Source organism: Acinetobacter sp. UBA991, assembly GCF_002292065.1.
Classification (GTDB): Bacteria; Pseudomonadota; Gammaproteobacteria; order Pseudomonadales; family Moraxellaceae; genus Acinetobacter; species Acinetobacter higginsii.
In genome coordinates this window covers 1-22,503 of sequence record NZ_DBBF01000042.1, presented here as the reverse complement: position 1 = coordinate 22,503, position 22,503 = coordinate 1, and the positions used below count along the sequence as shown (strand labels likewise).

Annotated in this window: 17 protein-coding genes and 3 pseudogenes; 7 read left to right on the top strand and 13 right to left on the bottom strand. The window is 44.2% G+C overall.

Going from position 1 to position 22,503, the window contains the following annotated elements; genetic code table 11:
- Window positions 1–15: 15 nt before the first annotated feature.
- Together B2727_RS17400 and B2727_RS17395 are read right to left on the bottom strand one after the other, a co-directional pair.
- The gene (locus tag B2727_RS17400; protein ID WP_033134740.1) at window positions 16–477 is read right to left on the bottom strand and encodes a nucleoside deaminase; all 462 of its coding nucleotides are present in this window, start codon (window positions 475–477) and stop codon (window positions 16–18) included.
- Between the two features lies 1 nt (window position 478).
- Window positions 479–1,165, bottom strand: a complete 687-nt coding sequence (locus B2727_RS17395; protein WP_033134739.1) for an ankyrin repeat domain-containing protein — start codon at window positions 1,163–1,165, stop codon at window positions 479–481.
- 169 nt (window positions 1,166–1,334) lie between these two features.
- Here B2727_RS17395 and B2727_RS17390 point away from each other — a divergent pair, with 169 nt between their 5' ends.
- The 3 genes from B2727_RS17390 (at window position 1,335) to B2727_RS17380 (ending at window position 4,158) form a co-directional block, all read left to right on the top strand.
- On the top strand, window positions 1,335–2,192 hold the full coding sequence (locus B2727_RS17390) for a LysR family transcriptional regulator (protein ID WP_033134738.1): 858 nt from the start codon (window positions 1,335–1,337) through the stop codon (window positions 2,190–2,192).
- Window positions 2,193–2,375: 183 nt separating this feature from the next.
- A complete protein-coding gene (locus B2727_RS17385) occupies window positions 2,376–3,239 on the top strand; it encodes an alpha/beta fold hydrolase (RefSeq protein ID WP_033134737.1) in 864 nt (287 codons plus the stop codon).
- On the top strand, window positions 3,229–4,158 hold the full coding sequence (locus B2727_RS17380) for a metal-dependent hydrolase (protein ID WP_033134736.1): 930 nt from the start codon (window positions 3,229–3,231) through the stop codon (window positions 4,156–4,158). The genes B2727_RS17385 and B2727_RS17380 overlap by 11 nt, the downstream gene beginning before the upstream one ends.
- A gap of 105 nt (window positions 4,159–4,263) precedes the next feature.
- Here the strand turns inward: B2727_RS17380 and B2727_RS17375 are convergent, their stop codons facing one another.
- On the bottom strand, window positions 4,264–5,745 hold the full coding sequence (locus tag B2727_RS17375) for a flavin-containing monooxygenase (protein WP_033134735.1): 1,482 nt from the start codon (window positions 5,743–5,745) through the stop codon (window positions 4,264–4,266).
- Window positions 5,746–6,089: 344 nt separating this feature from the next.
- On the opposite strand from B2727_RS17375, the gene B2727_RS17370 reads away from it, so the two are divergent.
- Complete coding sequence (locus tag B2727_RS17370; protein WP_033134734.1) at window positions 6,090–7,085, top strand: AraC family transcriptional regulator; 996 nt, start codon at window positions 6,090–6,092, stop codon at window positions 7,083–7,085.
- 72 nt (window positions 7,086–7,157) lie between these two features.
- On the opposite strand, the gene B2727_RS17365 is transcribed toward B2727_RS17370, so the two are convergent.
- The 6 genes and pseudogenes from B2727_RS17365 to B2727_RS17340 form a co-directional block, all read right to left on the bottom strand.
- On the bottom strand, window positions 7,158–8,351 hold the full coding sequence (locus tag B2727_RS17365; RefSeq protein ID WP_033134733.1) for a hypothetical protein: 1,194 nt from the start codon (window positions 8,349–8,351) through the stop codon (window positions 7,158–7,160).
- Between the two features lie 149 nt (window positions 8,352–8,500).
- Window positions 8,501–10,141 (bottom strand): thiamine pyrophosphate-binding protein, encoded by a 1,641-nt coding sequence (locus tag B2727_RS17360; RefSeq protein WP_005202802.1) that lies wholly within the window; start codon window positions 10,139–10,141, stop codon window positions 8,501–8,503.
- A 38-nt stretch (window positions 10,142–10,179) separates the two neighbouring features.
- Window positions 10,180–11,646, bottom strand: a complete 1,467-nt coding sequence (locus tag B2727_RS17355; protein WP_005202801.1) for an aldehyde dehydrogenase — start codon at window positions 11,644–11,646, stop codon at window positions 10,180–10,182.
- Between the two features lie 12 nt (window positions 11,647–11,658).
- A pseudogene (locus B2727_RS17350) lies at window positions 11,659–11,739 on the bottom strand (hypothetical protein); the annotation flags it as partial.
- Window positions 11,736–13,019, bottom strand: a pseudogene (locus B2727_RS17345) (NAD-dependent succinate-semialdehyde dehydrogenase); the annotation flags it as partial. The pseudogenes B2727_RS17345 and B2727_RS17350, both read right to left, overlap by 4 nt.
- A complete protein-coding gene (locus B2727_RS17340) occupies window positions 13,016–14,326 on the bottom strand; it encodes a 4-aminobutyrate--2-oxoglutarate transaminase (protein ID WP_033134728.1) in 1,311 nt (436 codons plus the stop codon). The gene B2727_RS17340 and the pseudogene B2727_RS17345, both read right to left, overlap by 4 nt.
- Before the next feature lie 161 nt (window positions 14,327–14,487).
- Here B2727_RS17340 and B2727_RS17335 point away from each other — a divergent pair, with 161 nt between their 5' ends.
- On the top strand, window positions 14,488–15,999 hold the full coding sequence (locus B2727_RS17335) for a PLP-dependent aminotransferase family protein (protein WP_033134727.1): 1,512 nt from the start codon (window positions 14,488–14,490) through the stop codon (window positions 15,997–15,999).
- 74 nt (window positions 16,000–16,073) lie between these two features.
- On the opposite strand, the gene B2727_RS17330 is transcribed toward B2727_RS17335, so the two are convergent.
- The gene (locus B2727_RS17330) at window positions 16,074–16,541 is read right to left on the bottom strand and encodes an Lrp/AsnC family transcriptional regulator (RefSeq protein ID WP_033134726.1); all 468 of its coding nucleotides are present in this window, start codon (window positions 16,539–16,541) and stop codon (window positions 16,074–16,076) included.
- Between the two features lie 120 nt (window positions 16,542–16,661).
- On the opposite strand from B2727_RS17330, the gene B2727_RS17325 reads away from it, so the two are divergent.
- On the top strand, window positions 16,662–17,522 hold the full coding sequence (locus B2727_RS17325; protein ID WP_033134725.1) for an EamA family transporter: 861 nt from the start codon (window positions 16,662–16,664) through the stop codon (window positions 17,520–17,522).
- Window positions 17,523–17,555: 33 nt separating this feature from the next.
- On the opposite strand, the gene B2727_RS17320 is transcribed toward B2727_RS17325, so the two are convergent.
- The 3 genes from B2727_RS17320 to B2727_RS17310 all read right to left on the bottom strand — a co-directional run bounded on the left by B2727_RS17320 (window position 17,556) and on the right by B2727_RS17310 (window position 22,055).
- On the bottom strand, window positions 17,556–18,947 hold the full coding sequence (locus tag B2727_RS17320) for an amino acid permease (RefSeq protein ID WP_033134724.1): 1,392 nt from the start codon (window positions 18,945–18,947) through the stop codon (window positions 17,556–17,558).
- A 101-nt stretch (window positions 18,948–19,048) separates the two neighbouring features.
- Entirely contained in the window at window positions 19,049–20,611 is a 1,563-nt protein-coding gene (locus B2727_RS17315; RefSeq protein ID WP_033134723.1) for a CoA-acylating methylmalonate-semialdehyde dehydrogenase, read from the bottom strand.
- A gap of 61 nt (window positions 20,612–20,672) precedes the next feature.
- Window positions 20,673–22,055, bottom strand: coding sequence for an aspartate aminotransferase family protein (locus B2727_RS17310; protein ID WP_164467939.1), 1,383 nt, complete (start codon window positions 22,053–22,055; stop codon window positions 20,673–20,675).
- 96 nt (window positions 22,056–22,151) lie between these two features.
- Between B2727_RS17310 and B2727_RS17305 the strand changes: the two are divergent.
- A pseudogene (locus B2727_RS17305) lies at window positions 22,152–22,484 on the top strand (LysR family transcriptional regulator); the annotation flags it as partial.
- Window positions 22,485–22,503 lie beyond the last annotated feature (19 nt).

The window sequence follows — 22,503 nt, the reverse complement described above, 5'->3', positions numbered from 1 at the left end:
TTAACCCGATATCAATCATGAGATAGATTTCCAATAGCCATATAAATCAGGCTTGGCTTCCATTCTTATAGGAACATAGCGGATCATCATAGACTGCTCAGCAAAGGGTTTTGCCAAATCCGCATAAATAGCCGCTGTCGATAAGCCATATGCCTCCGCATCATCATTGGAATGTGCATACGTTACACGGTTAATTCCCGCCATACGCATCGCTGCCATGCACATCGGGCAAGGTTGTCCGCTGGCAAATACAGCACAGCCCTCTAGGTTGGCTGTCCCCAATTGTTGGCTGGCGGCACGTATTGCCAACAGTTCTGCATGCGCGGTTGGATCATTGCTTTTCAGTATTTCATTTACACCTGACGCAATCACTTGGCCATCTTTCACCAAGACCGCGCCAAAGGGGCGTCCACCTTGCTCGCAGTTTTGATACGCCAGTTCAATCGCCTGACGCAAAAAATCATGATCCTGCTGCATTTTAATGCTCCAATAACGTTGCTTTTGCGCCTGCACGCAATAAAGCTTTTTCAATAGCGGTATAGCCACGTGCATGGGCATGCTCAAGCGGCGTAATTCCATCGCCATCAGCAATATTGACATTAGCTCCTGCTACGATGAGTAAATCGACAATCTGTTGATACGGTTGAGTACCATTACCTAAAATGATCGCTTCCAACAACGCTGTCCAGCCTAAGTTATTGATGTGATCGACATCCACACCTGCCTCAATCAGTGTCCGTACAGTATCGACATGACCTCGTTCAGCTGCAGGAATCAAGGCTGTGCCGCCATAGCGGTTGGTACTTTTCAAATCCGCACCGTGCTTTAAGGTCAGTTTTAATATTTTTAAATAGCCACGTGCGCCCGCATAAAGATAAGGACTGTCCTGAATACGATCTTTGGCATTGACATCGGCTCCAGCATCGATCAGGACTTGTGCAGCATCGACATTATTGGCACGTGTTGCAATCATTAAAGCGGTTGAGCCTGATGCATCACGTACATCAATCTGAATGGGTTGAGCGAGTAACTGCTGGATTTGTGCAACATTATTGCGTGCAGCCGCAGTATGTAAGACGTCGTCTGGCATAGCATCTCCTGAAGTTGCGTGGCTACATGCGGTCAAAGCCAGCGCACATACAGCCGACAGAAATGATTTGTGCATAAAGCCCTCCATGAATCAGCCCAAGTTAGTGAATCAAAAATAAGATCTATGCTTAGGATAATCAGCTTTATTACTATTTAAAAATTAAATTATTTAATCCAATGTATTAAGATTATGAATACAAAATTCAAAGCTCCATTTTCAACACTGGTCTTCCGAGTAACTCGCTATGTTTGATCCACGCTTGCTCCGCGCCTTTGTCAATATCTTTGAAGCTGGTAGCTTTACCTTAGCTGCCGAGCGCTTGCATATGACTCAATCCACGGTCAGCCAACAACTCGCCCGACTAGAGGAATCTGTGGGCAAGAGCTTGATTGATCGTAATAGTCGTCCCTTACAACTCACAAGCTCAGGTGAATATTTGATTAGCTATGCACGGCGAATTTTAGCCCTGCAACAAGAAGCCCAGATGATTTTGGGTGATCCATCAGGCACGATTCCCATTCGAATTGGTTTGCCTGAAGATATTATGAATAGCGATATGGCTTTGGCCTTAAGTGCCTTTAGCAAACAACACCGTACGGTACGGTTGGATGTGACCGCGGGGTTAAGTCGTGATCTCATGGAACGTTACCGCAATGGTCAACTTGATATAGTGATCGTCAAAGAAACAGCGGCCAGTTCAGATCATCATGCCAGCTTCCCCGAGGAAATGGCCTGGTTTGAAAGTATCGATCATGGTGGAGAATGGTCTGATCCCCTGCCATTGGTGACTTTCCCACAAGGTGGCCTCTATCGAGATGAGATGTTTGAAGCGATTGAACGTAACCGCCAACATGGCTATATCGCCTTTACCAGCAACAGTTTGGCCAGTGTATTGGTCGGGGTTGAAACAGGTCTCGGTTTATCACTATTGCCGGTCGCCACCACCACAGGTCATCGGGTACGGGAATATCTACTCTTGGGTAAGGCACAAGCCATGACCGTTTCCATCTATGCTTGGGATAAAGAAGGACTGGTCGCCAATCTATTGCAGCAGATGACCACGGTGCTGCAACATCGTTTTGAACAAAGTAAAGCCGAATGATTGAACGGCAATATCCGCTTTAACCCTCGAATTAAGCGTCTTTAAGTGCCAAGTCATATGCTGCATGTGCCAAAAATATATGGCATGGCACAAGAAGTTAAATTCCATCCTCTACTGTCAAGACTGTACCCATAACGCTGATTACTATCAATTGAAATCAACCTCTTTGATAAGTAGCTCAGCATGGTAAAACAGACAGAAAAACGATACAGCCAATATTGTCGTAATAATCTGATTTTTAATGTGATTGATTCGGGTCCAATCGATGGAAAGCCGGTTATTCTTTTGCATGGTTTTCCTGAAACCGCACACAGTTGGCAAGCCACCAGCGCGATTCTCAATCAGCAGAACTTTCGAACCTTTGCCATTGAACAACGTGGCTACAGCTTAGCAGCTTCTCCCCAAGGTCGTTTTCAGTATGCAATTACAGAGTTAGTTGCAGATGTAAAAAGCTTGATTGATCTGCTTGGACAACCTGTGTATGTGATTGGTCATGATTGGGGCTCCATTGTGGCCTGTGAATTGGCCCAGCAATACCCCAATCTAGTCAAGCATCTCACTTTGGTCTCGGTTCCACATACAGGTGCATTCCTGAAATCCATGCTCAGCAGTACGCAAATTTTCACCTCGTACTATATTGGTTTTTTCCAGCTGCCCTTGATTCCTGAATTGCTCTTTAAAAGAGCCAAATCACTCAGTCATATATTGCTAAAAAACTCAGGCATGAATGCTGAACAAATCAAGGACTTTCAACAACATTTCATTCAAGAAAATCGTATCGGCACCGCCATTAACTGGTATCGCAGTATGCCATTGGCTCCAATTCGCTCGACCTTTAAAAAAGTAAAAGTACCCACCCTGTTTATCTGGGGAAATCAGGATATTGCGATTGGCAAGAAAAGTGCCCAGCTCAACAAACAGTTTTTTACTGGCTCATATCAAGAGATTTATCTAGATGCCACACATTGGATTCCTGTCCAGAATGCCGAGCAACTGAGCCAGTCTTTTATCAATGCCGTGAATGGAGGAGAAGCAAATGCATCCTAAACAACGACTGGAAAATCATTATCTTGAGCAACGCCGTGTGCAATTTGATTTTAGCCATACGCCTGAACACTGGATTTATGACAACCCCTTTGCAACCCATTTAATCAATGCCGTGCATTTGATTTTACCTGTGGGTGAACTCTGGATGTGTCGCTCTTTTAATGAAGCACTGCCTTATGTCACGGACGAAAAGCTGCGCGCCGATGTAAAAGGATTTGTCCACCAAGAAGCCCATCATGCCTCTGCCCACAAAGTCGCACAAGACTATTTAAGACATTATGGCTATGAGATTGATGACTTTATTGCTAGCTTAGATACCATATCAAAGCAACTGAATGCAGCCCCTTTAGGCTTGGCATTACCACAAAATCTGGCTTATCGTTGGTTAACCATCCGCGTGGGTATCGCCGCAGCGGTTGAACATTTTACCACCATGTTAGGCACCTGGTGCCTCGATGACCAACCATGGCAAAATAAAACTGCTGATGAAATGATGTCTGATTTAATGACATGGCATTTGGCAGAAGAAGTTGAGCATCGAAGTGTGGCTTTTGATCTGTATATGCATTTATGCGGCGAGGAAAATAAAACCTTTGCCTACTTACAACGCCAAATGATTATGCTGGCGGTTGCGCCAGGATTTACCTTTGCCATCTATCAATGCTTTAAGAAACTGGCCCAACAAGATGCTCAAGCCAAACGTTATCAGAACTATGGCCTGCTCCGTTCTTTAGCTCAAACCGCAATCGAAAATGCCCGCAGCAAACAGGTGCCGAGCTTTTTCTCGATGATCTTTAGCTTAAGACATTGGCTGAAACCAGGCTATCATCCATTTTATGAAGGCGATACCTTTAAAGCATTGCAGGTCATCGATAACTCCCCCGCGGTTAAAGCCTTAACCCAACTTCGGGTTTGCTAAGCCACTCAATCATCCTTTCCTCTTTTAGGCACATGATGTGCCTTTTTTTGTGTTTCACTAAAGGTAGATATAAAAAAGCCTTATACAAATAAGGCTCCTTTGCTTTTAACGGTGGAAGCTATAACTATAGCTATCGAATTCCGCCATATCGTTTTTCATATATTGCATGGTCCATGGATAATTCGCCACATTCACTTGCTGCGCATCCAAATAATAACTTGCACATCCGCCTTGCTTAAACACCGAGGCATTCAACTTGTTTTGCAACTTTTGATTATATTGAGTATCGGCAAAAGTAGAAATTTCGAAGCTGCTTAAATGATGGTCCAATACAAAACGTATCGCTTTCACTGCATAATCAATCTGGTTTTCAACGGCGCTGATTAAGGAGTTATAGCTAATACTATTGGGGCCGAGCAACATAAAGGCATTGGGCAGGTCTTTCACCACACAGCCTTTATAGGCCTGTACTGTATTGATTTGCCAAACATCATCCAGCAACACACCCGTTTTGGTCATAATCCGTTTGGCAATGGGTGGTTTGGCCACCTCAAAACCTGTACTCCAAACAATAATGTCCAAAGGAATTTCTTGACCATCGACAAGGATACCTTTTGCAGTAACTTCCTTCACGCCCTGATCAATCAGTTCCACATTTTTGGCTGCCAATGCAGGATAATAAGTATTTGAAAATAAAATCCGTTTGCAGCCCAGCGTAAATTTGGGTCTGACTTTCTCTCGTAATGCTGGATCTTGAATCTGGTAATGCATCCAGTGAATCAAGCCCTTCCCTAAAGCCTCCAAGGTTTTTGGTTGATTAACACTGGAACTAAATACATCCATGGACACACTGGTCAATTTACGGATGGAATTTAGAGTAAATGGTACTTTTTGCTGTAGATTTTTGGAGCTGTTGTTAATAACCATATTGGGCTTTGGAATCACCCACGGTGCAGTGCGTTGAAACACATAAAGCTGCTTCACAATCGGTTGAATCGCAGGAATAATCTGTATCGCCGACGCCCCCGTTCCAATCACGGCGACGCGTTTATTGCTTAAATCCACTGCATGATTCCATTGCGCAGAATGGAAAACTTCCCCTTTAAAACGATTTAAACCTTTCACCGTCGGCATTGTCGGTTCACTCAACGGACCCACCGCAAAAAATACAAAGCGTGCCTGATAGATGCCTTGATTGGTCATAATTTGCCAACACTGCTGATCACTCGACCACGAGGCTTGCTGCAATTCGGTATTAAACAGAATATGCTGATCCATCTTAAAGCGGCTGGTGACGTCCTGAATATATTGCTGGATCTCTTTTTGTTTCGCGAAAATATGACTCCAGTTCGGATTCGGTGCGAATGAATAGGAATAAATTGAAGATGGCACATCACACTCACAGCCCGGATAGGTATTTTCCCGCCAGACCCCACCTACTTCATTTGATTTTTCCAGAATAATAAAGTTATTGATATTTTGCTGTTTCAGCTTAATTCCAGCGGCAATTCCAGAAAAACCAGCTCCGATTATCACCACATCAAATCGATGATTATTTACGACCACATCCTGCTTTAAATCTGACATTTTCCACTCCCAAATATAAAAATCCTGTCAGTTCAACCCATTCATAAATCGACAAATTTATGAACAGCGCTATCTGTGGAAAATAGTTTGATTGTGCAATAAAGACTTGACCGTCAATGCCAGATTAAAATAATCAAAGTCAAATGCATAAAGCATCAAAATAAATCAAATCAAATTGATGATTCATTCGACAGTTTGGGTACTAAATACTGCTATTCTGTCCTTTGATGATAAATAGGCTTGGATTTGAATCCGTTAAGATAAATACCGCAATCAGTGAGGATGATTGGCTGATTGATCGGGATAGAGTTAAAGGATGTGACTTCAAAACGAGCAGTGTAACTATGACTGAAATTCCAAGTATTCCATCGGTTCTGTTAGAGCTCATTGCAAAGTATTTACAACAAAACAATATTTCAAATTTGCAGTTAGATGAGCTCAGTAAACAGTATGCACATCAGGCCCGAATGCCATTGCACAAATGGTGGAGTCTGCTTGAACATATCTATCAGCAACATCCAACGCCTGTGTTAGGACATTATATTGGTGAACTCTCAGAACCGCATCATATCCATATATTAGGTTACTTAGCATTATCCAGTCCGAACCTGATCAGCTTTCTGAATTGTTTTAAGAATTTCCAACCACTGTTGCAAAACTCGGCTTCATTTTCGATTGTGCAAAAAGAAGATCGTTTTTGTATGTGCTGGACGCCTGTGGTACATAAAAACTCTCAACTTTCGAATGAAGTGCTGCTTTCAGGCGTATTGAATACTATCCGTAAGATCTTGCAGCGACCTGAGATTTGCCCTTTAGAAATCGAATTTTCTGCTTCTGCACCTATTGATATCGCACCCTATGCAGCAGTGTATGGCTGCCCCGTCAGTTTCGATTCAGATGTATTAAGATTATGGCTACCACTTGAAATCCTGCATCTGCCCATTCCAAGTCGTGATCCGTATCTTAAAAAACTGTTAGATCAGCAGGCAGAAGCACTACTCAAGAGCATTCCCAATCCTGATACTTTCTTAAAAGATTTACAGCTACTCATCGTTAGTATGCTGAAGATTGGTGAACCCTCTGCTGAGAATATTGCCAAACAGATGAATCTATCGCTAAGAAGCTTTTATCGCAAGCTGACTAGCTATAATTTGCAATATAGCGATCTGGTTAAAAGCATTCGTGTAGAACTGGCAAAAAGCTATTTGGTCAAATCAGAACTGTCTCTCACTGAAATTGCACTGCTACTCGGTTATGCCGAACAGAGTGCTTTTAGCCGTGCCTTTAAACAATGGGAACACCTGACTCCATCTGAATATCGAAAAAGCCATCTCAGCTAAAAACTTCTCAAAAGCAAAAAGAGTGAATCATGGGCATGACTCACTCCTTCTAAAAAAGTACCAATTGGAAATTTAGAAACTAAATCCAATATTTAAATTGATGCGGTATAACCACTGGTCGCTATACGGCGAAACCGTTGAGGTATAACCTGTGGCATTGGAAGCCCCACCAATAATATTGGAGTTTTTACCCCAGGTATAATCAGCCCACACCATAAACGGAGAAGCAATAAACATCATCCCTGTGGTATTCATTTGTGAAGCTGACCAATTATCGCGTTTCTTGTCCATATAACTATAGTCATTATAGAAACGGATGGCTTTGAGTTTGCCCATGTCCTGCACAGGCAAGGTATAAGCGAGGTTTAAACTGGCAACTGTGGCTTCTGACGCAATGAAATAAGCAGGGGTAAAGCCATTATTACCCATCAAGGTTACATCATTACTGACACCCTCAGGGTTTTTGGCATCATATTGATAATGAATTACAGAACTTTGTAAATTAAAGCGTTTGTAATTATTATCTGTGTGTAGGCCGACCGCATAATATTGACCATTTTTATCAGTGCTTTTATTGTGCAATTGTGCAATAGCGCCCGACACACCAAATTCTTGCTTACCAAAATCAGTTTCTAATTTACGGACGATGCGCGTGTTAAATTGATGGCGCTTTTCATTTTGATAGGCTTTTTGGGTTGGAAACGCATTATCGGCCAAATCATCATAGGTGGCACTTTCAGGTGAGTAACGCAGACTGGTCTCCAGCATTTGCGGATAATAGCCCAGTTTGATATCCCAATCCTTGTTATTAAAATTCCAGTTCAAACCCGGTGCAATGTTGTTGCCGTAGCCCAAGAAAAATGGAATATGATAGGTCCAGCCATTCTGTGGATAAGGATAAATTGCAAAAGGTTTATAGACAAAACCTGCTTCGATACTATTATTTTGATCAAGGTTATAGCCGACATAAGCTTTCTCAATCGAGCGTTTCTCTTGATCCTGAAACAGATAACTGGCATTAAAATAAGCGTCGTCAAATTTGCCTTTTAAATCCACCCGAAAAATATCAAAATACAGTTTTCCAAAACCGCCATTGGGTCCTTCCCAATTTTCATAACGTTGGTTGAGTCGCACCACGCCACCCAATTTTACCGAATCCGTTCCATCTTCACTTTTCCATTCTAGGGCTGAGCTTTGTGCAAAAACATGGGATGTGGTACCCAAATAAAATGCAGCAAATAGCATGGCTATAGAGGTCTTTTTCATCTCTTGATTCCTTGGTTTTTGTTCCAACGATCCTGTTGGCTAGCTTTTTTGTTTTACCTATGAAACATAGTTTTTATCGTTTTATGAGCAAAAAAATTTGCCCATAAAACGGTCTTCACATCAGCACGGACTGCCAAAGCTCAGTGAGATTAGTACAATTTTTTCTGTGGTGGACCCGCGAAGTTCAATGGCCCAATTGAATGCATATCCAGCTCAATCACGCTTGGCCCTTGGAATGCAACAGCTTCCTGAATCACGGTCTTGAATTCATCAGCACTGCCCACTTTCCAGCTCTTCACACCCATTGCTTCGCCTAAAACTTTATAGTCTGGGGTATGCAATTCATTGAAATACTGGCGACCACCGAAGTAATTCTTTTGGATACCACGCATCACGCCATAACCACCATCATTCATGATCATCAACACCATATTGGTATTTTCTTGCGCCATGGTTGCGATTTCGCCGATGCCTAACATCAAACCACCATCACCGACCAAGCCAATGACTTTTTTATCAGGGTTGGCAATGGAAGCACCAATCGCAGTCGCCAGCCCCAAACCAATTGCACCTGCTAAAGAGTGAATATTCTGGTTTGGTGCTTGTACTGGGAATAAACGGCTGCCCCAAGTGCTGCCTGACATGGTAATGTCGCGTACGAAAATACCGTCTTGTGGTAAAGCAGCACGTAAGTGATCACAGATTAAAGCGTACTGATCTAACTGCGTACGTAGCGCATCGATTGCCGCCTGTTTTGCCTTCACCATCGCGGCATCATAATCCGCATCGACTTTTGAAATACCTTGCAAGCTAGTCAATACACGTTGCAATACATCTTTAGCGTCACCACAGATGAAGTTACGCACTTTGTAATTACGCTGTTGTGCCACAGGATTGGCATCAATCTGGATAATATTGTCAGGGAATTGCACTGAATAGGTTTTGGTTTCATTACTACGTAAACGAGAACCCACCACTACCAATAGATCAGCGTCTTTAAGCAATTGCTCAACACCAGCCGAGTTATGGAATGCACCTAGGCTACGCGGATGATCATCCGCCAATACACCGCGCGCATGTGTTGATGACACCACAGGAATACCAAGATCAGCGATGGCTTTGACTTCCGCAACGCTATTCAACGTACCGCCACCGATCCAAAACACTGGACGTTTGGCTTTTTTCAGTTCTTCAACGATTAAATCGACTTCGACCTGTTCAGCCTGTGGTAATTCAAGGGCTTTTACTGGGCCCAAGTTCAGCGGCAAATCGATTTCTGCTGCTTGTACATCAATCGGTAACTCAACACTCACTGGCCCCATCGGTACCGTCGTAGCTACACGAATCGCTTCACGAATCACACCCACCGCATTGTCAGGACTAGTAATACGGAAAGCAGCTTTGCTTGATGCACGTAAGAAAGTCAGCTGATCTTTGGTTTCATGAATAAAACTGGCGTCACGATCCAAATATTCACGTTCGACTTGCCCAGTTAAGTGTAAAACAGGACTGCCTGCATTCATCGCTTCAATCAGTGAACCGACTGCATTACCTGCACCCGCGCCCGTACTGGTGAGCGCCACACCGAGTCCTTTAAAACGCGAGTGACCATCGGCCATCGTCACCGCACCTGCTTCACCGCGTGCCGCCACAAAACGGATTTTTTCACGGCGACCCACTGCATCAGCAATCGGTAAGTTATGGATCGAGATCACGCCATAAATACTGTCTACTTGGTGTGCTTCTAAAACACGGGCGATGGCTTCGCCGACATTTACACGTTCTGTCATTTGTATATTCCTCAAAAACGGTTCATTCCATGAATGTATTAATTCGCCCAAGGATTTGGCTGCTCGCTTAATCCCATATAGATACTTTTTTGTTGCATATAAGACAAAATGCCTAAACGACCTTTTTCACGCCCAATGCCACTTTCTTTAAAGCCGCCAAATGGCGCAGAAATCGAGAATTTCTTATAGGTATTGATCCAGACCGTACCCACTTCTAAAGCACGCGCAATTTGCCATGCCTTACGATAGTTTTCCGTCCAGATGCCTGCAGCAAGTCCAAAACAACTGTCATTGGCTTGTGCAAGCAAATCTTGTTCATCGTCATATTTCATCACCACCAGTACAGGGCCAAAAATCTCTTCCTGACAGGTTTGTGCTGAATTGCTTAAGCCAGTGATAATGGTGGGTAAGTAATAGCTACCTTTAGCAAACTCACCTTCGGTCAAGGCATGACCACCCGCAAGGACTTGCCCACCTTCTTGTTTCGCGAGCTGTACATAGTCATCGACAGAAGCCAAATGCTTCGGGTTAATCAAAGACCCGAGATGTATGCCTGCTGTTTCAGGGTGTCCAACACGCAAGCCTTTGGTAATTTCAACCAGACGACTGAGGAATTGATCATAGATACTGCTGTGTACAAACAGACGCGAACCTGCAATACAGGCTTGTCCAGCCGAACTGAAAATACCGTAAGCCACACCTTTGGCTGCCAGTTCAATATCTGCATCTGGCAATACAATCGTTGGTGATTTTCCACCAAGCTCCAAAGAGGTCGTGATCAATTTATCGGCTGCTAAATGTGCCAAATGACGACCCGTAGTGGTTCCACCCGTAAATGAAATCTTACGCACCAAAGGATGCTTTACGATTGCATCACCAATCACCGAACCTCGTCCGACCAATACACTGAGTAAACCTTTCGGTAAACCCGCTTCTTCAAAGATTTTAGCGAGTTCCAATGCAATCAAAGAAGTCACTTCCGCAGGTTTTAGAATCACTGCATTACCGCCCGCAAGTGCAGGTGCCAATTTCTGTACTTCACTGGCAATCGGTGAGTTCCACGGGGTAATTGCAGCGACCACGCCCACTGGTTCATGCACGCTCATGGTCATGAAATCTGCGGCACGTTGCGTGGTCAGCTCATCATTCAAGGTTTCGCAGGCTGCTGCTACATAACGTGCTGTTGCTGCCGCACTCAGGGTCAAGGCACGGGTTTCAGCCAATGGCTTGCCATTATCACGAGTTTGCAACTTTGAAAGCTCATCTACACGCGCTTCAATAATGTCTGCCACTTTATATAAAATACGGGCACGTTCATGCGGCATGCTGTTGCGCCACTCAGCTTTACGCCAAGCCGCATCTGCCTTTTCGATGGCTTCATTGACATCTTCCAGACTCGCCGTTGAAATTTCAGCATTCACCGATTGATCTGCTGGAAATAAACTTTGAATCGTAGCGCCTTTACCTAATCGCCATTCACCAGCGATATAAATTTCCTTTACCATGATCAAATCCTTTTAAATCTGAATTGCTTCAACACTATTGCGGCAAGCGCGAATCACACTTAATGCAGCCAAGGTTGAGGTTTTTGGATTACCCGCCATTGACGTGCCATGTCTTGGGTAAAAATATAACTCGCCAAGCCAAACTCCGTATCATTGGCCATCGCAATCGCTTCAGCTTCATCATTGAAACGGAACAACGGTGCTAATGGACCAAAGGTTTCTTCTTTGGCAACTTTCATCTGCTGAGTAACATCTCTTAAGATGGTCGGTTCAAAGAAGGTTTTCCCCAAGGCATGCGCTTGGCCACCGACGACAATTGAAGCGCCGTGACTCACCGCATCGGCAATATGTGATTGCACTTTTTCAACTGCATCTTGATCAATCAGTGGACCTTGTGTCACTCCTTCTTCACGTCCATCCCCGACACGAAGTTGCTGTTCAACGGCGATTTTTAAGCGCTCACAAATCGCATCATAAATCCCGTCCTGAACATAGATACGGTTGGCACAGACACAGGTTTGTCCGCTGTTACGGAACTTGCTGACCATAATGCCCTGCACCGCGCGCTCAACATCTGCATCATCAAAAATAATCACAGGAGCATTGCCACCCAGCTCTAAAGAAAGCTTTTTGATGGTCGGTGCACATTGTTTCATCAAAATACGACCAACATCGGTTGAACCTGTAAAGCTGAGTTTACGTACCGTATCACTTGCACATAAAGTTTGCCCGACAGCCACCGCGTCACCACTGATCAAAATAAATAGATCAGCAGGTAAGCCTGCCTGCTCTGCCAGTACCGCCAAAGCATAGGCAGTTAACGGAGTCTGTTCCGCTGGTTTGACCAACATCGAACACCCCGCAGCCAAAGCAGGTGCAATTTTGCGAGTGATCATTGCGGCTGGGAAATTCCACGGCGTAATCGCTGCGGTCACTCCAATCGCTTGCTTAAGCACAATCAAACGCTGCTGTGATTGAACAGGTGTTAACACGGAACCATCGACACGACGCGCCTGTTCTGCAAACCAACGGATGAACGAGGCTGCATAACTAATTTCTCCGCGTGCTTCTGCCAGCGATTTTCCTTGCTCTGCGGTTAAGATTTGTGCCAAAGCTTCACGTTGTTGCAAAATCAACTGATACCACGCCAGCAGAATATCGGCACGTACCAAAGCCGTTTGCTGCTGCCATTGAGCCTGTGCTACGGCTGAACGCGCAATCGCGGCTTCAACCTCGGCTTGGTCAGATGCTTTGACCCAAGCCAAAGCTTGTCCTGTTGCTGCATCATCCACTACAAAATAATGTTCAGTTGGCGCCGCATCAAAACGAATATCTGGATGCTTTAATAGAGCCTGCAAGTTGAGATCAATCATGCTTCAGCTCCTGCGAGCTTTTGTAAAGCAGGTTGTTGCGCTGCAATTGCATCTTGAATAATCACCAGCGCTTGATTGAACTGAACCACAGGAATCGTCAATGGATATAAGAAACGAATCACATTGCCATGCTTGCCACAGGTTAAAAGTAATAAACCCTGCTCCATGGCATATTGCTGAATGGCTTTCGCCACTTCTGGTTTCGGTTGACCCGTGACATGATCACCAAATTCAACTGCCACCATCGAACCCAATGCACGAATATCAATAATATCATTTGAATATTTTTGTGCCACTTTGAGCATTTCTACTAATTCATCACCGAGTACATTGGCACGTTCACATAACTGTTCATCTTCAATCACATCGATCACGGCATTGGCTGCGGCAATGGCAAGTGGGTTACCCGCATAAGTACCGCCTAAACCGCCTGGGTTCGGTGCATCCATCACCTCAGCACGACCGACCACACCCGACAGAGGAAAACCACCACCCAAGCTTTTTGCCATGGTAATCAAATCTGCTTTGACTGGATAATGCTGCATCGCAAACAGTTGCCCAGTACGCGCAAAACCAGTTTGCACTTCATCAGCAATTAAAAGAATACCGTGTTCATCACAAATCTTGCGCAGTTGCTGCATAAACTCAACTGGTGCAACATTAAATCCGCCTTCACCTTGTACAGGCTCTAGCACAATTGCAGCCACATCATGTGCCGCAATATCTTCACTAAAAATTTCTTCCAGGCTAATCAAGGCATCATTCACAGAGATTCCTTTAGACGCCACTGGATAACGGGCATGGAATACGCCTGCGGTCATGACACCAAAGTCACGTTTATAAGGGGCTGTTTTGCCTGTCATCGCCATAGTCATAAAAGTACGACCGTGGAAACCACCACCAAAGGTGATAATGCCATGACGACCCGTTGCAGCACGCGCAATCTTCACTGCATTCTCAACAGCTTCAGCGCCTGTGGTAAAAAATGCTGTTTTGGCAGGGTCATCAATCGGCGCACGGGCATTAATCCGTTCAGCCAGAGACACATAACTTTCATACGGTACAATTTGATACGCCGTATGGGTAAATTTATTCAGTTGTTCAGCCACTGCTGCGATGACTTTTGGATGGCGATGCCCCGTATTTAAAACTGCAATTCCACCGGCAAAATCAATATATTCGTTTCCTTCCGTATCCCACAAAGTCGCATTGCTCGCACGTTCAGCATACCATTGGCACATCACGCCAACACCACGTGGCGTTGCTTGCTGTTTACGAGCATTTATTGCAATATGCTTTGCATCCATTTTGTTACCTCTATACGACAAAACAATAATCTTTTTGGGCATTTAAATTGCTTCATGACAATGTATTGCTGAAACAAGGCTAAAATGCGCTATGGGTACTTAATGTGTACCTTTTATAAGGAATAGACGAGAGCCACTTTTGGACTAAAGGAGAGAGCCAATTGCGTACCCTGTTAGGAGACTACCTGTTACAGCATTTACAACAGGCCAGTGAAGGGACTTTACCCGCTCGGGTTTTTCATTGTTTAAGAGATGCCATTTTGGAAGGCATTCTTGCACCCAATACTCGTCTTCCAGCATCACGTGATTTGGCCAATGAGCTGCACGTTTCACGTAATACCGTGCTCAATGCCTATGAGCAATTACGTGCTGAAGGTTATATTCAAGCGCATACCGGTCGAGGCACTTGGGTCTCAGAGACCCTACCTGAAAGTTATATTCAGGTCAGCACTACACCAAGCTATGCTGCTGCAAGTACAGAAGATACAACACGAACGCTTTCTCAGCGTGGGGCGAGTTTGCTGCAACATGCCGCTGCCTCCCCGTATCAGTGGGGTGCCTTTGTCCCCGGTGCGCCTGATGTCACCGAATTTCCACATGCCGAATTTAATCGGATCAAATCGCGTCTCAGTCGCCAGCCTGAAATTGCCAATTTGATCTACAGCAATGCTGGAGGATGTATGGAATTACGCCATGCATTGGCGGATTATTTGCGCATTGCCCGTTCAGTCAATTGTGAAACAGACCAGATTATTATTACCGAAGGCATCCATCAGGCGGTTGATCTGGTGTCACGCGCTTTATGTGATTTAAATGATCATGTCTGGATTGAAAATCCGGGCTATTGGGGTGCCAAGAATATTCTGCGTATCAATGGCCTCAATATTGTTCCGATGCCTGTCGATGCCGAAGGCATTATTCCAGAAGAACATCCGTCTACCCCGCCGCGCCTGATTTTCGTCACCCCGTCTCATCAATATCCTTTGGGTTCGCATCTCAGTTTACCTAGACGTAGAAAATTGCTGGATTTGGCTCAACAGCATGGTAGCTGGATTATTGAAGATGACTACGACAGTGAGTTCCGTTTTTCAGGTCAGCCTTATCCATCGTTACAGGGTTTGGAAGACAATCCGCCTGTGATTTATATTGGAACCTTTAGTAAAACTATTTACCCTGCCTTACGTATTGGCTATATGGTCGTTCCGAAACAACTAGTACAGCCCTTACGCACAATTTCGGCTGAACTGTATCGAGGCGGTCACTTACTCACTCAACGTGCCTTAGCCGAATTTATTCGTGAAGGACATTATGCAGCACATATCCGCCGGATGCGTCTGCTGTATAGCAAAAGACGGAAGTTTCTGATTGAACTGATTCACCGTTATCTGGGCGATGTGTTTGTACATGCGTTTAATCATGATGCTGGACTACATCTGGTACTCAAATTACCTGATCACGCCAATGATGTTGAAATATCTGCACTGGCACTGTCGCGCGGCGTCAATGTCCGCCCATTGTCACAATATTATTCAGGTGTTGATACCCCAATTCAATCGGGCCTATTGCTTGGATTTGCCTGTGTGCAAGAACAGGACATGACTTTTGCTTTTAGTATTTTACGTCAATGCTTGATTGAAAATGCTGTTGAGCTTTTTCCGCAAAACCGCGGATAAAACAGAAACCCGCTGAGTTGAGGTATTGTATTGGTTCAAAGCTCAATCAATAGGTTCCCAATCATCAACTCAGCCTAGAAACACAAATCTAAACTGACTTTGACCCGATCTAAAACGATTAAAGTCCGATAGGTTTTTACATCTTGATTATCGGCAAAATGCTTTCTGACTAAGGCCTCAAAATGAGATAGGTTATTGGAAAGCATAATCATGATAAAAGACACACCGCCATTGACGAAATAACATTGCTGGATTTCTTCAACTGCCGCAAAGTATTGCTTGGCCCGATCCATCACCACGGAACGATCTTCGCTTAAACGAACTTCAATGATTGATGTCACCTTCTCTCCAAATCGCTTTGGATTCAGTACCGCACAATTCTTTTCAATAATCGCTTCCTGTTCCATTCGAACAATACGCCGTTGTACCGATGCCTGAGATAGACCAATCTGTTCCGAAATCTGCCGATGTGAAGTTTTATTGTCCTGCTGCAATATTCTTAAAATTGCATAATCAAAATGATCGAGTGAAAGTTCTGCCATGAATTAATTCCTCATTTTTCTTCGATAATAGAGTGAATAACCCACAGATTTCAATCAATAAGCGCAATTTAATCATCCTTCAAGAACTAAAATCTCATGATCAAGCTCTAGGTCATCGACATGCGTGCGTCTGTTCAGAATAAACAAGAATTTGCTTTGGCTGCAGCATGCCTATCACTTGCCTCGGTACAAATTGGGGCTGCAATTGCCAAAACCCTATTTCCGATCTTTGGTGCTGAAGGAGTTGCCCTGATTCGTTTAAGTTTCTCGGCACTATTGTTATGGATGATGTTCAAACCTTGGCGCAGCTTGCATTCCCAGATGGATTGGAAAAACCTGATCATTTATGGGCTAATTCTGAGCCTCATGAATCTTTTGATCTATAAGGCATTTTCCCATTTGTCGATTGGTATTGCCATTTCAATTGAAGTCTTGGGCCCACTCACCGTTGCCATTGTCATGTCAAAACAGAAACAGGATTTACTCTGGGGTGCTTTGTCGTTTATTGGGCTGATGCTGTTACCTTTGGGTAGTAGCAATCAGAATTTCAGTTATATCGGCATGTTTTATGCGCTTGCCGCAGCATTCTGTTGGGGCATGTATATCATTTACGGCAGCAAAGTTGCCAAAGGCGGCAGCAATACGGTGGCGATAGGCATGTTGGTAGCCACTCTAATTGCGCTACCTTTTGGCATCTCTGATCTGAATCAACTGTTTCATTCTTATTGGATTTTGCTGCTCTGTGTTTTGGTATCGCTACTTTCCAGTACAATTCCGTTCTTACTGGATATTTTTGCAATGAAAAAGCTCGAACCGAAAGTATTTGGAATTTTACTGAGTGCCTCTCCTGCGGTCAGTGCCCTTGCTGGTTGGCTGATCTTAAAAGAACATCTCAACCCGTATCAAATCACGGGCATTGCCATCATCATGCTCTCGTGCGCGGGTTGCTCCTATTTCTCCTATAAAAACAATAAGGCCTAAACTTCAACGCTTAGGCCTTATCATGCTGTTCGATCAGTCTAGGTGCAACGCTACTGTTCGACTACTTTTCTTCTTTCGGGTCACGATCAGTCCACAAATCACGACAATGAAGGTTACGCTCAAAGATAAAGTCGTTTCATAGCTATATTGAGGTGACAGGAACATATAGCCTAGTACGCTCATAATCACCACAATCACAAACCAAGTCAGCCATGGAAATAACCACATTTTAAAAGGCACAGCAGCCCCAACTTTGTCTAATTGAGTTCGCAAACGGAGCTGTGATACGGCAATCACCAAGTAAACCACCAATGCAATCGAACCCGTGGTTGACAGTAGAAATCCAAATACTTGTCCAGGAAATAAATAATTCACTGCACAACAAATCAATCCAATCAATGTTGATGCAAATACCGCGATGGTTGGCACACCTGCTGCATTAATTTTCGTGACCATTTTTGGCGCTTCTTGACGAGCCCCTAAAGCAAATAACATGCGTGAAGAGGTATAGACAGCCGCATTCATACAGCTCGCCACGGCAATAAATACCACAGTGTCCATAATTAACTTGGTTTGAGGAATATTCAGACTAACCAAGACATACTGAAAAGTACCCAATTTTTGTAAATCAGGTGAACGCCAATCAACCAAGGCAACCGCGAGGAAAATCGAAACCACGAAGAATAAGATAATCCGATACAGCACTAAATTGGTCGCTCGTTTGATTTTCTCTTCAGGATTTTTAGACTCCGCCGCAGCAATCGAAAGAATTTCAATGCCAAAGAAGGAAAATGCCGAGATCAAAATCGCAGATAGCACACCGCCCATACCATGTGGCATAAAGCCGCCATTGGAAAAAAGATTGCCCACACCACTGACATCTTTGGCTAAAGGCCACAGTCCAAATACGGCAGATGCACCAATCACAATAAATACAAGGATCGCAATCACTTTAATCAGCGCAAACCAAAACTCAAACTCGCCAAAACTTTTGGTGCTAAAGAAGTTTGCCAAACTCAGCAGAATAATAAATGCAAAGGCGTAAATGGCACTGGATACCTGTGGAAACCAAGCATGCAAAATTTCGGCACCTGCAATGGCTTCAATTGGGATCACCAAAACCCAGAACCACCAATACAGCCAGCCCACACTAAAACCCGCCCAAGGGCCAATTGCTTTACGGGCATACGTTGAAAATGAACCTGTGTCAGGCTGTGCAACGGCCATTTCACCGAGCATACGCATGACTAAAAAAACCAGAATACTGGTAATAATATAAGCCAGTACAGCAGCGGGACCTGCTTTGGCAATTGCAGCGGATGAACCAACAAATAAACCTGCACCAATCACACCACCAATACTGATCATGGTGACATGGCGGTTCGAAAGTCCTTCACCTAATTTTGTTGTTTTTGCGCTATTCATATTTTATTCCTTAAAAATACGTCTTAAAAAACCGTTAATTACATGTTTAAATTCCTATAAAAATAAAAAGGGAAAACCAATGGTCTCCCCTTGAGCAAAAATTAATTTAAAGTTGGCATGGCAAATTGTTTCGCCTCACGAATCTGTGCAGATGGCCAACGTTGGGTGATGGTTTTACGGCGGGTATAGAAACGCACGCCATCTGGCCCATAGGCATATAAATCACCAAACAGTGAACGCTTCCAGCCGCCAAAACTGTGATAGGCAACAGGTACAGGTAATGGCACATTGATCCCGACCATACCGACTTGGATATTATTGCTAAAATAACGCGCCGCTTCGCCATCACGGGTGTAAATACAGGTGCCATTGCCATATTCATGGTCGTTGATCAACTGCATGGCTTCTTGCATGCTCTCGACACGAATCACCTGTAATACCGGCCCAAAAATTTCTTGTTGATAGCTAGTCATCTCTGCTGAAATTTGATCAATTAAGGTCGGCCCGACAAAGAATCCATGTTCATAACCGACGGGTTTGGCATCACGTCCATCCACTACAATTTTAGCACCTTGTTGCTCGGCACTTTGGATATAAGCTTGTACCTTCTGTTTATGTGCTTGCGAAATGAGCGGTCCAAAATCATTACTGGCATCGGCATAATGACCAAACTTCAATTGCTGCATTTCTTGCTTGAGCTTGGCAATCACCACATCGGCCACTTCATCGCCAATGGCCACCGCAACAGACAAGGCCATACAACGCTCACCCGATGAACCAAAGGCTGCACCTAATAAGGAGGTCACCACATTATCAATATCGGCATCGGGCATAATGATGGCATGGTTTTTTGCACCACCTAAGGCCTGACAGCGTTTTCCTGTCGAGGTGGCAGTCCGATAAATATATTCAGCGATTGGCGTTGACCCCACAAAACTGATGGCTTGGATTTTGGGATGATGCAGTAAAGCATCGACGGCTTCTTTGTCACCATTGACCACATTAAACACGCCATCTGGCAAGCCCGCCTGTTTAAGTAACTCAGCCAAATAGAGTGCGGCTGAAGGAGCCTTTTCCGAAGGCTTTAAAATAAAGCAATTGCCACAGACTATCGCCATCGGGAACATCCACAACGGCACCATTGCAGGGAAATTAAAAGGGGTAATCCCTGCAACCACACCTAAAGGTTGAAACTCACTCCAAGAATCAATATCTGGACCAACATTTTTAGAATACTCACCTTTTAAAAATTCAGGCGCGCCACAAGCATATTCCACATTTTCAATGCCACGCTGCAATTCACCTTTGGCATCATGGCAAATCTTGCCATGTTCTTGCCCGATCAATTCACACAGGGTTTCAGCATTTTCTTCAAGTAATTGTTTGAACTTAAACATCACCCGCGCCCGTTTGATCACGGGTGTATCGCGCCATGCAGGGAATGCCTGTTCTGCAACCTGCACCACCTGATTCACTAGCGCTGTATCCGCCAATCCCACTTCTTTGCTGATCTTACCGGTTGCCGGATTATAGACCGCTTGTTTTCGACTGGATTTGGTAACCAAACCACCTTGAATAAAATGCCCAATCAATTGAGGGGTTGATGCTTGAGCTGAATCCGTATTGCTGAACGCACTGGCATTAAAATGTTCTAAATTATTCATCTGTATTCCTTGTCTCTGTGTCTTATTTTCCGTTTGCTTTTGGCGGGTACTCAGCCAAGCTTTATTTCACTTGATAAAGGGTTTCACCCACAGCATTGATCAAGCGTGATAATTGCGCTTCAGTGCTGTTAAACATTGGGCCAAATTGAATGGTGTCTCCGCCAAAACGCACATAGAAACCGGCTTTCCACAACTTCATACCAATTTCAAATCCACGAATGGTGGCATCTCCTTCTCGCGGCGCAAGTTGTAACGCCCCAATCAAACCGCAATTGCGAATATCAATCACATTCGGTGCACCTTTTAATTCATGAATCAGTTTTTCAAAACTTGGGGCCAAAGCCGCAGATTGAGTGATCAAGTTCTGATTTTCCAGTACATCTAAAGTGGCTAAAGCTGCGGCACAGGCAACAGGGTGCCCTGAATAGGTATAGCCGTGAGTAAACTCAACCGCATTTTCAGGCAAGTCTTGTTGCATAAAAGCATCATAGATTTCGCGACTTGCGACAACACCACCTAATGGAATGGCACCATTGGTAATTTGTTTGGCAAAAGTCAGCAGATCAGGTGTTACATCGAAATATTCAGCCGCTGTCCATGTGCCCATGCGCCCAAAGCCCGTAATCACCTCATCAAAGATCAGCAGGATATTGTGTTGATCACAGATTTCTCGTAGGCGTTTTAAATAACCTGTTGGCGGCACAATACAACCTGCCGAACCCGAAACAGGTTCAACAATCACTGCGGCGATATTGGATGCATCATGTAGCTCAATTAGTTTGAGCATTTCATCAGCCAGCTCAATTCCACCCGTTTCGGCACAGCCTTTGCTAAAACTCAGATGCGCTTGCAAGGTATGCGGTAAATGATCTACATCCATCAATTGACCAAACATTTTACGATTGCCACCAATACCTCCCAAGCTTGTGCCTGCCACGTTGACCCCATGATAGCCACGTGCCCGCCCAATCAGTTTGGATTTGCTCGGTTGACCTTTAATACGCCAATAGGCTCTTGCCATTTTGATCGCGGTATCTGCTGACTCAGAACCCGAATCGGTAAAAAATACATGCTGTAGTTTTTCAGGCATGTGCTGCACAATTTTCTCAGCCAATTGAAAAGACAATGGATGTCCAAATTGGAAGGCAGGTGAATAATCCAGTTTTGCCAATTGGCGACTCACCGCTTGCTGGATTTCAGGCAAGCTATGCCCTGCACCGCAGGTCCACAAACCTGACAATGAGTCATAAATCTCACGTCCTGTGCTGTCAATCAAAGACGAACCTTTGGCAGCCACGATGATGCGTGGATCTTGATGAAAGTTACGATTGGCGGTAAACGGCATCCAATGCGCTTGATAATTTAACTTCATAGCAACGTCTGACGGACTAGCTTCCAATGCATCATCACGGTCATTTGTGGTGTCGATATCAAACATAATCACTCTTCTTGTTTTGGGTTTATGTTTGGAGTGTACAGCGCGTTATAGTTTTGATAAATTCAAATTGTCTTGAGTTTAGATATAAAAAAGCAAAACTAAATGAAGCCTAAAAAATTAAATCAAGTGACTGATTTTGATATAAAACTGCTCAAAATTTTTAAAACGGTGTGTGACTGTCACAGCTTTAGCGCTGCGGAAAGTCTACTTGGCATCAGTCGTTCTGCGATTAGTCTGCATATGAGTGATCTGGAAAATCGGCTCGGAATTCGGCTGTGTCAAAGAGGTCGAGCGGGCTTTGCCCTGACCGATGATGGTCGTGAAATTCTGGAATATATTGAAGTGTTGAATGCTTCGATTGAAGACTTTCGAGCCAAAATCAATCAAATGCATAATCAGCTCAAAGGTGAATTTAATATTGGGATTATTAATAATGGGGCTTAGGAAGTTAAAG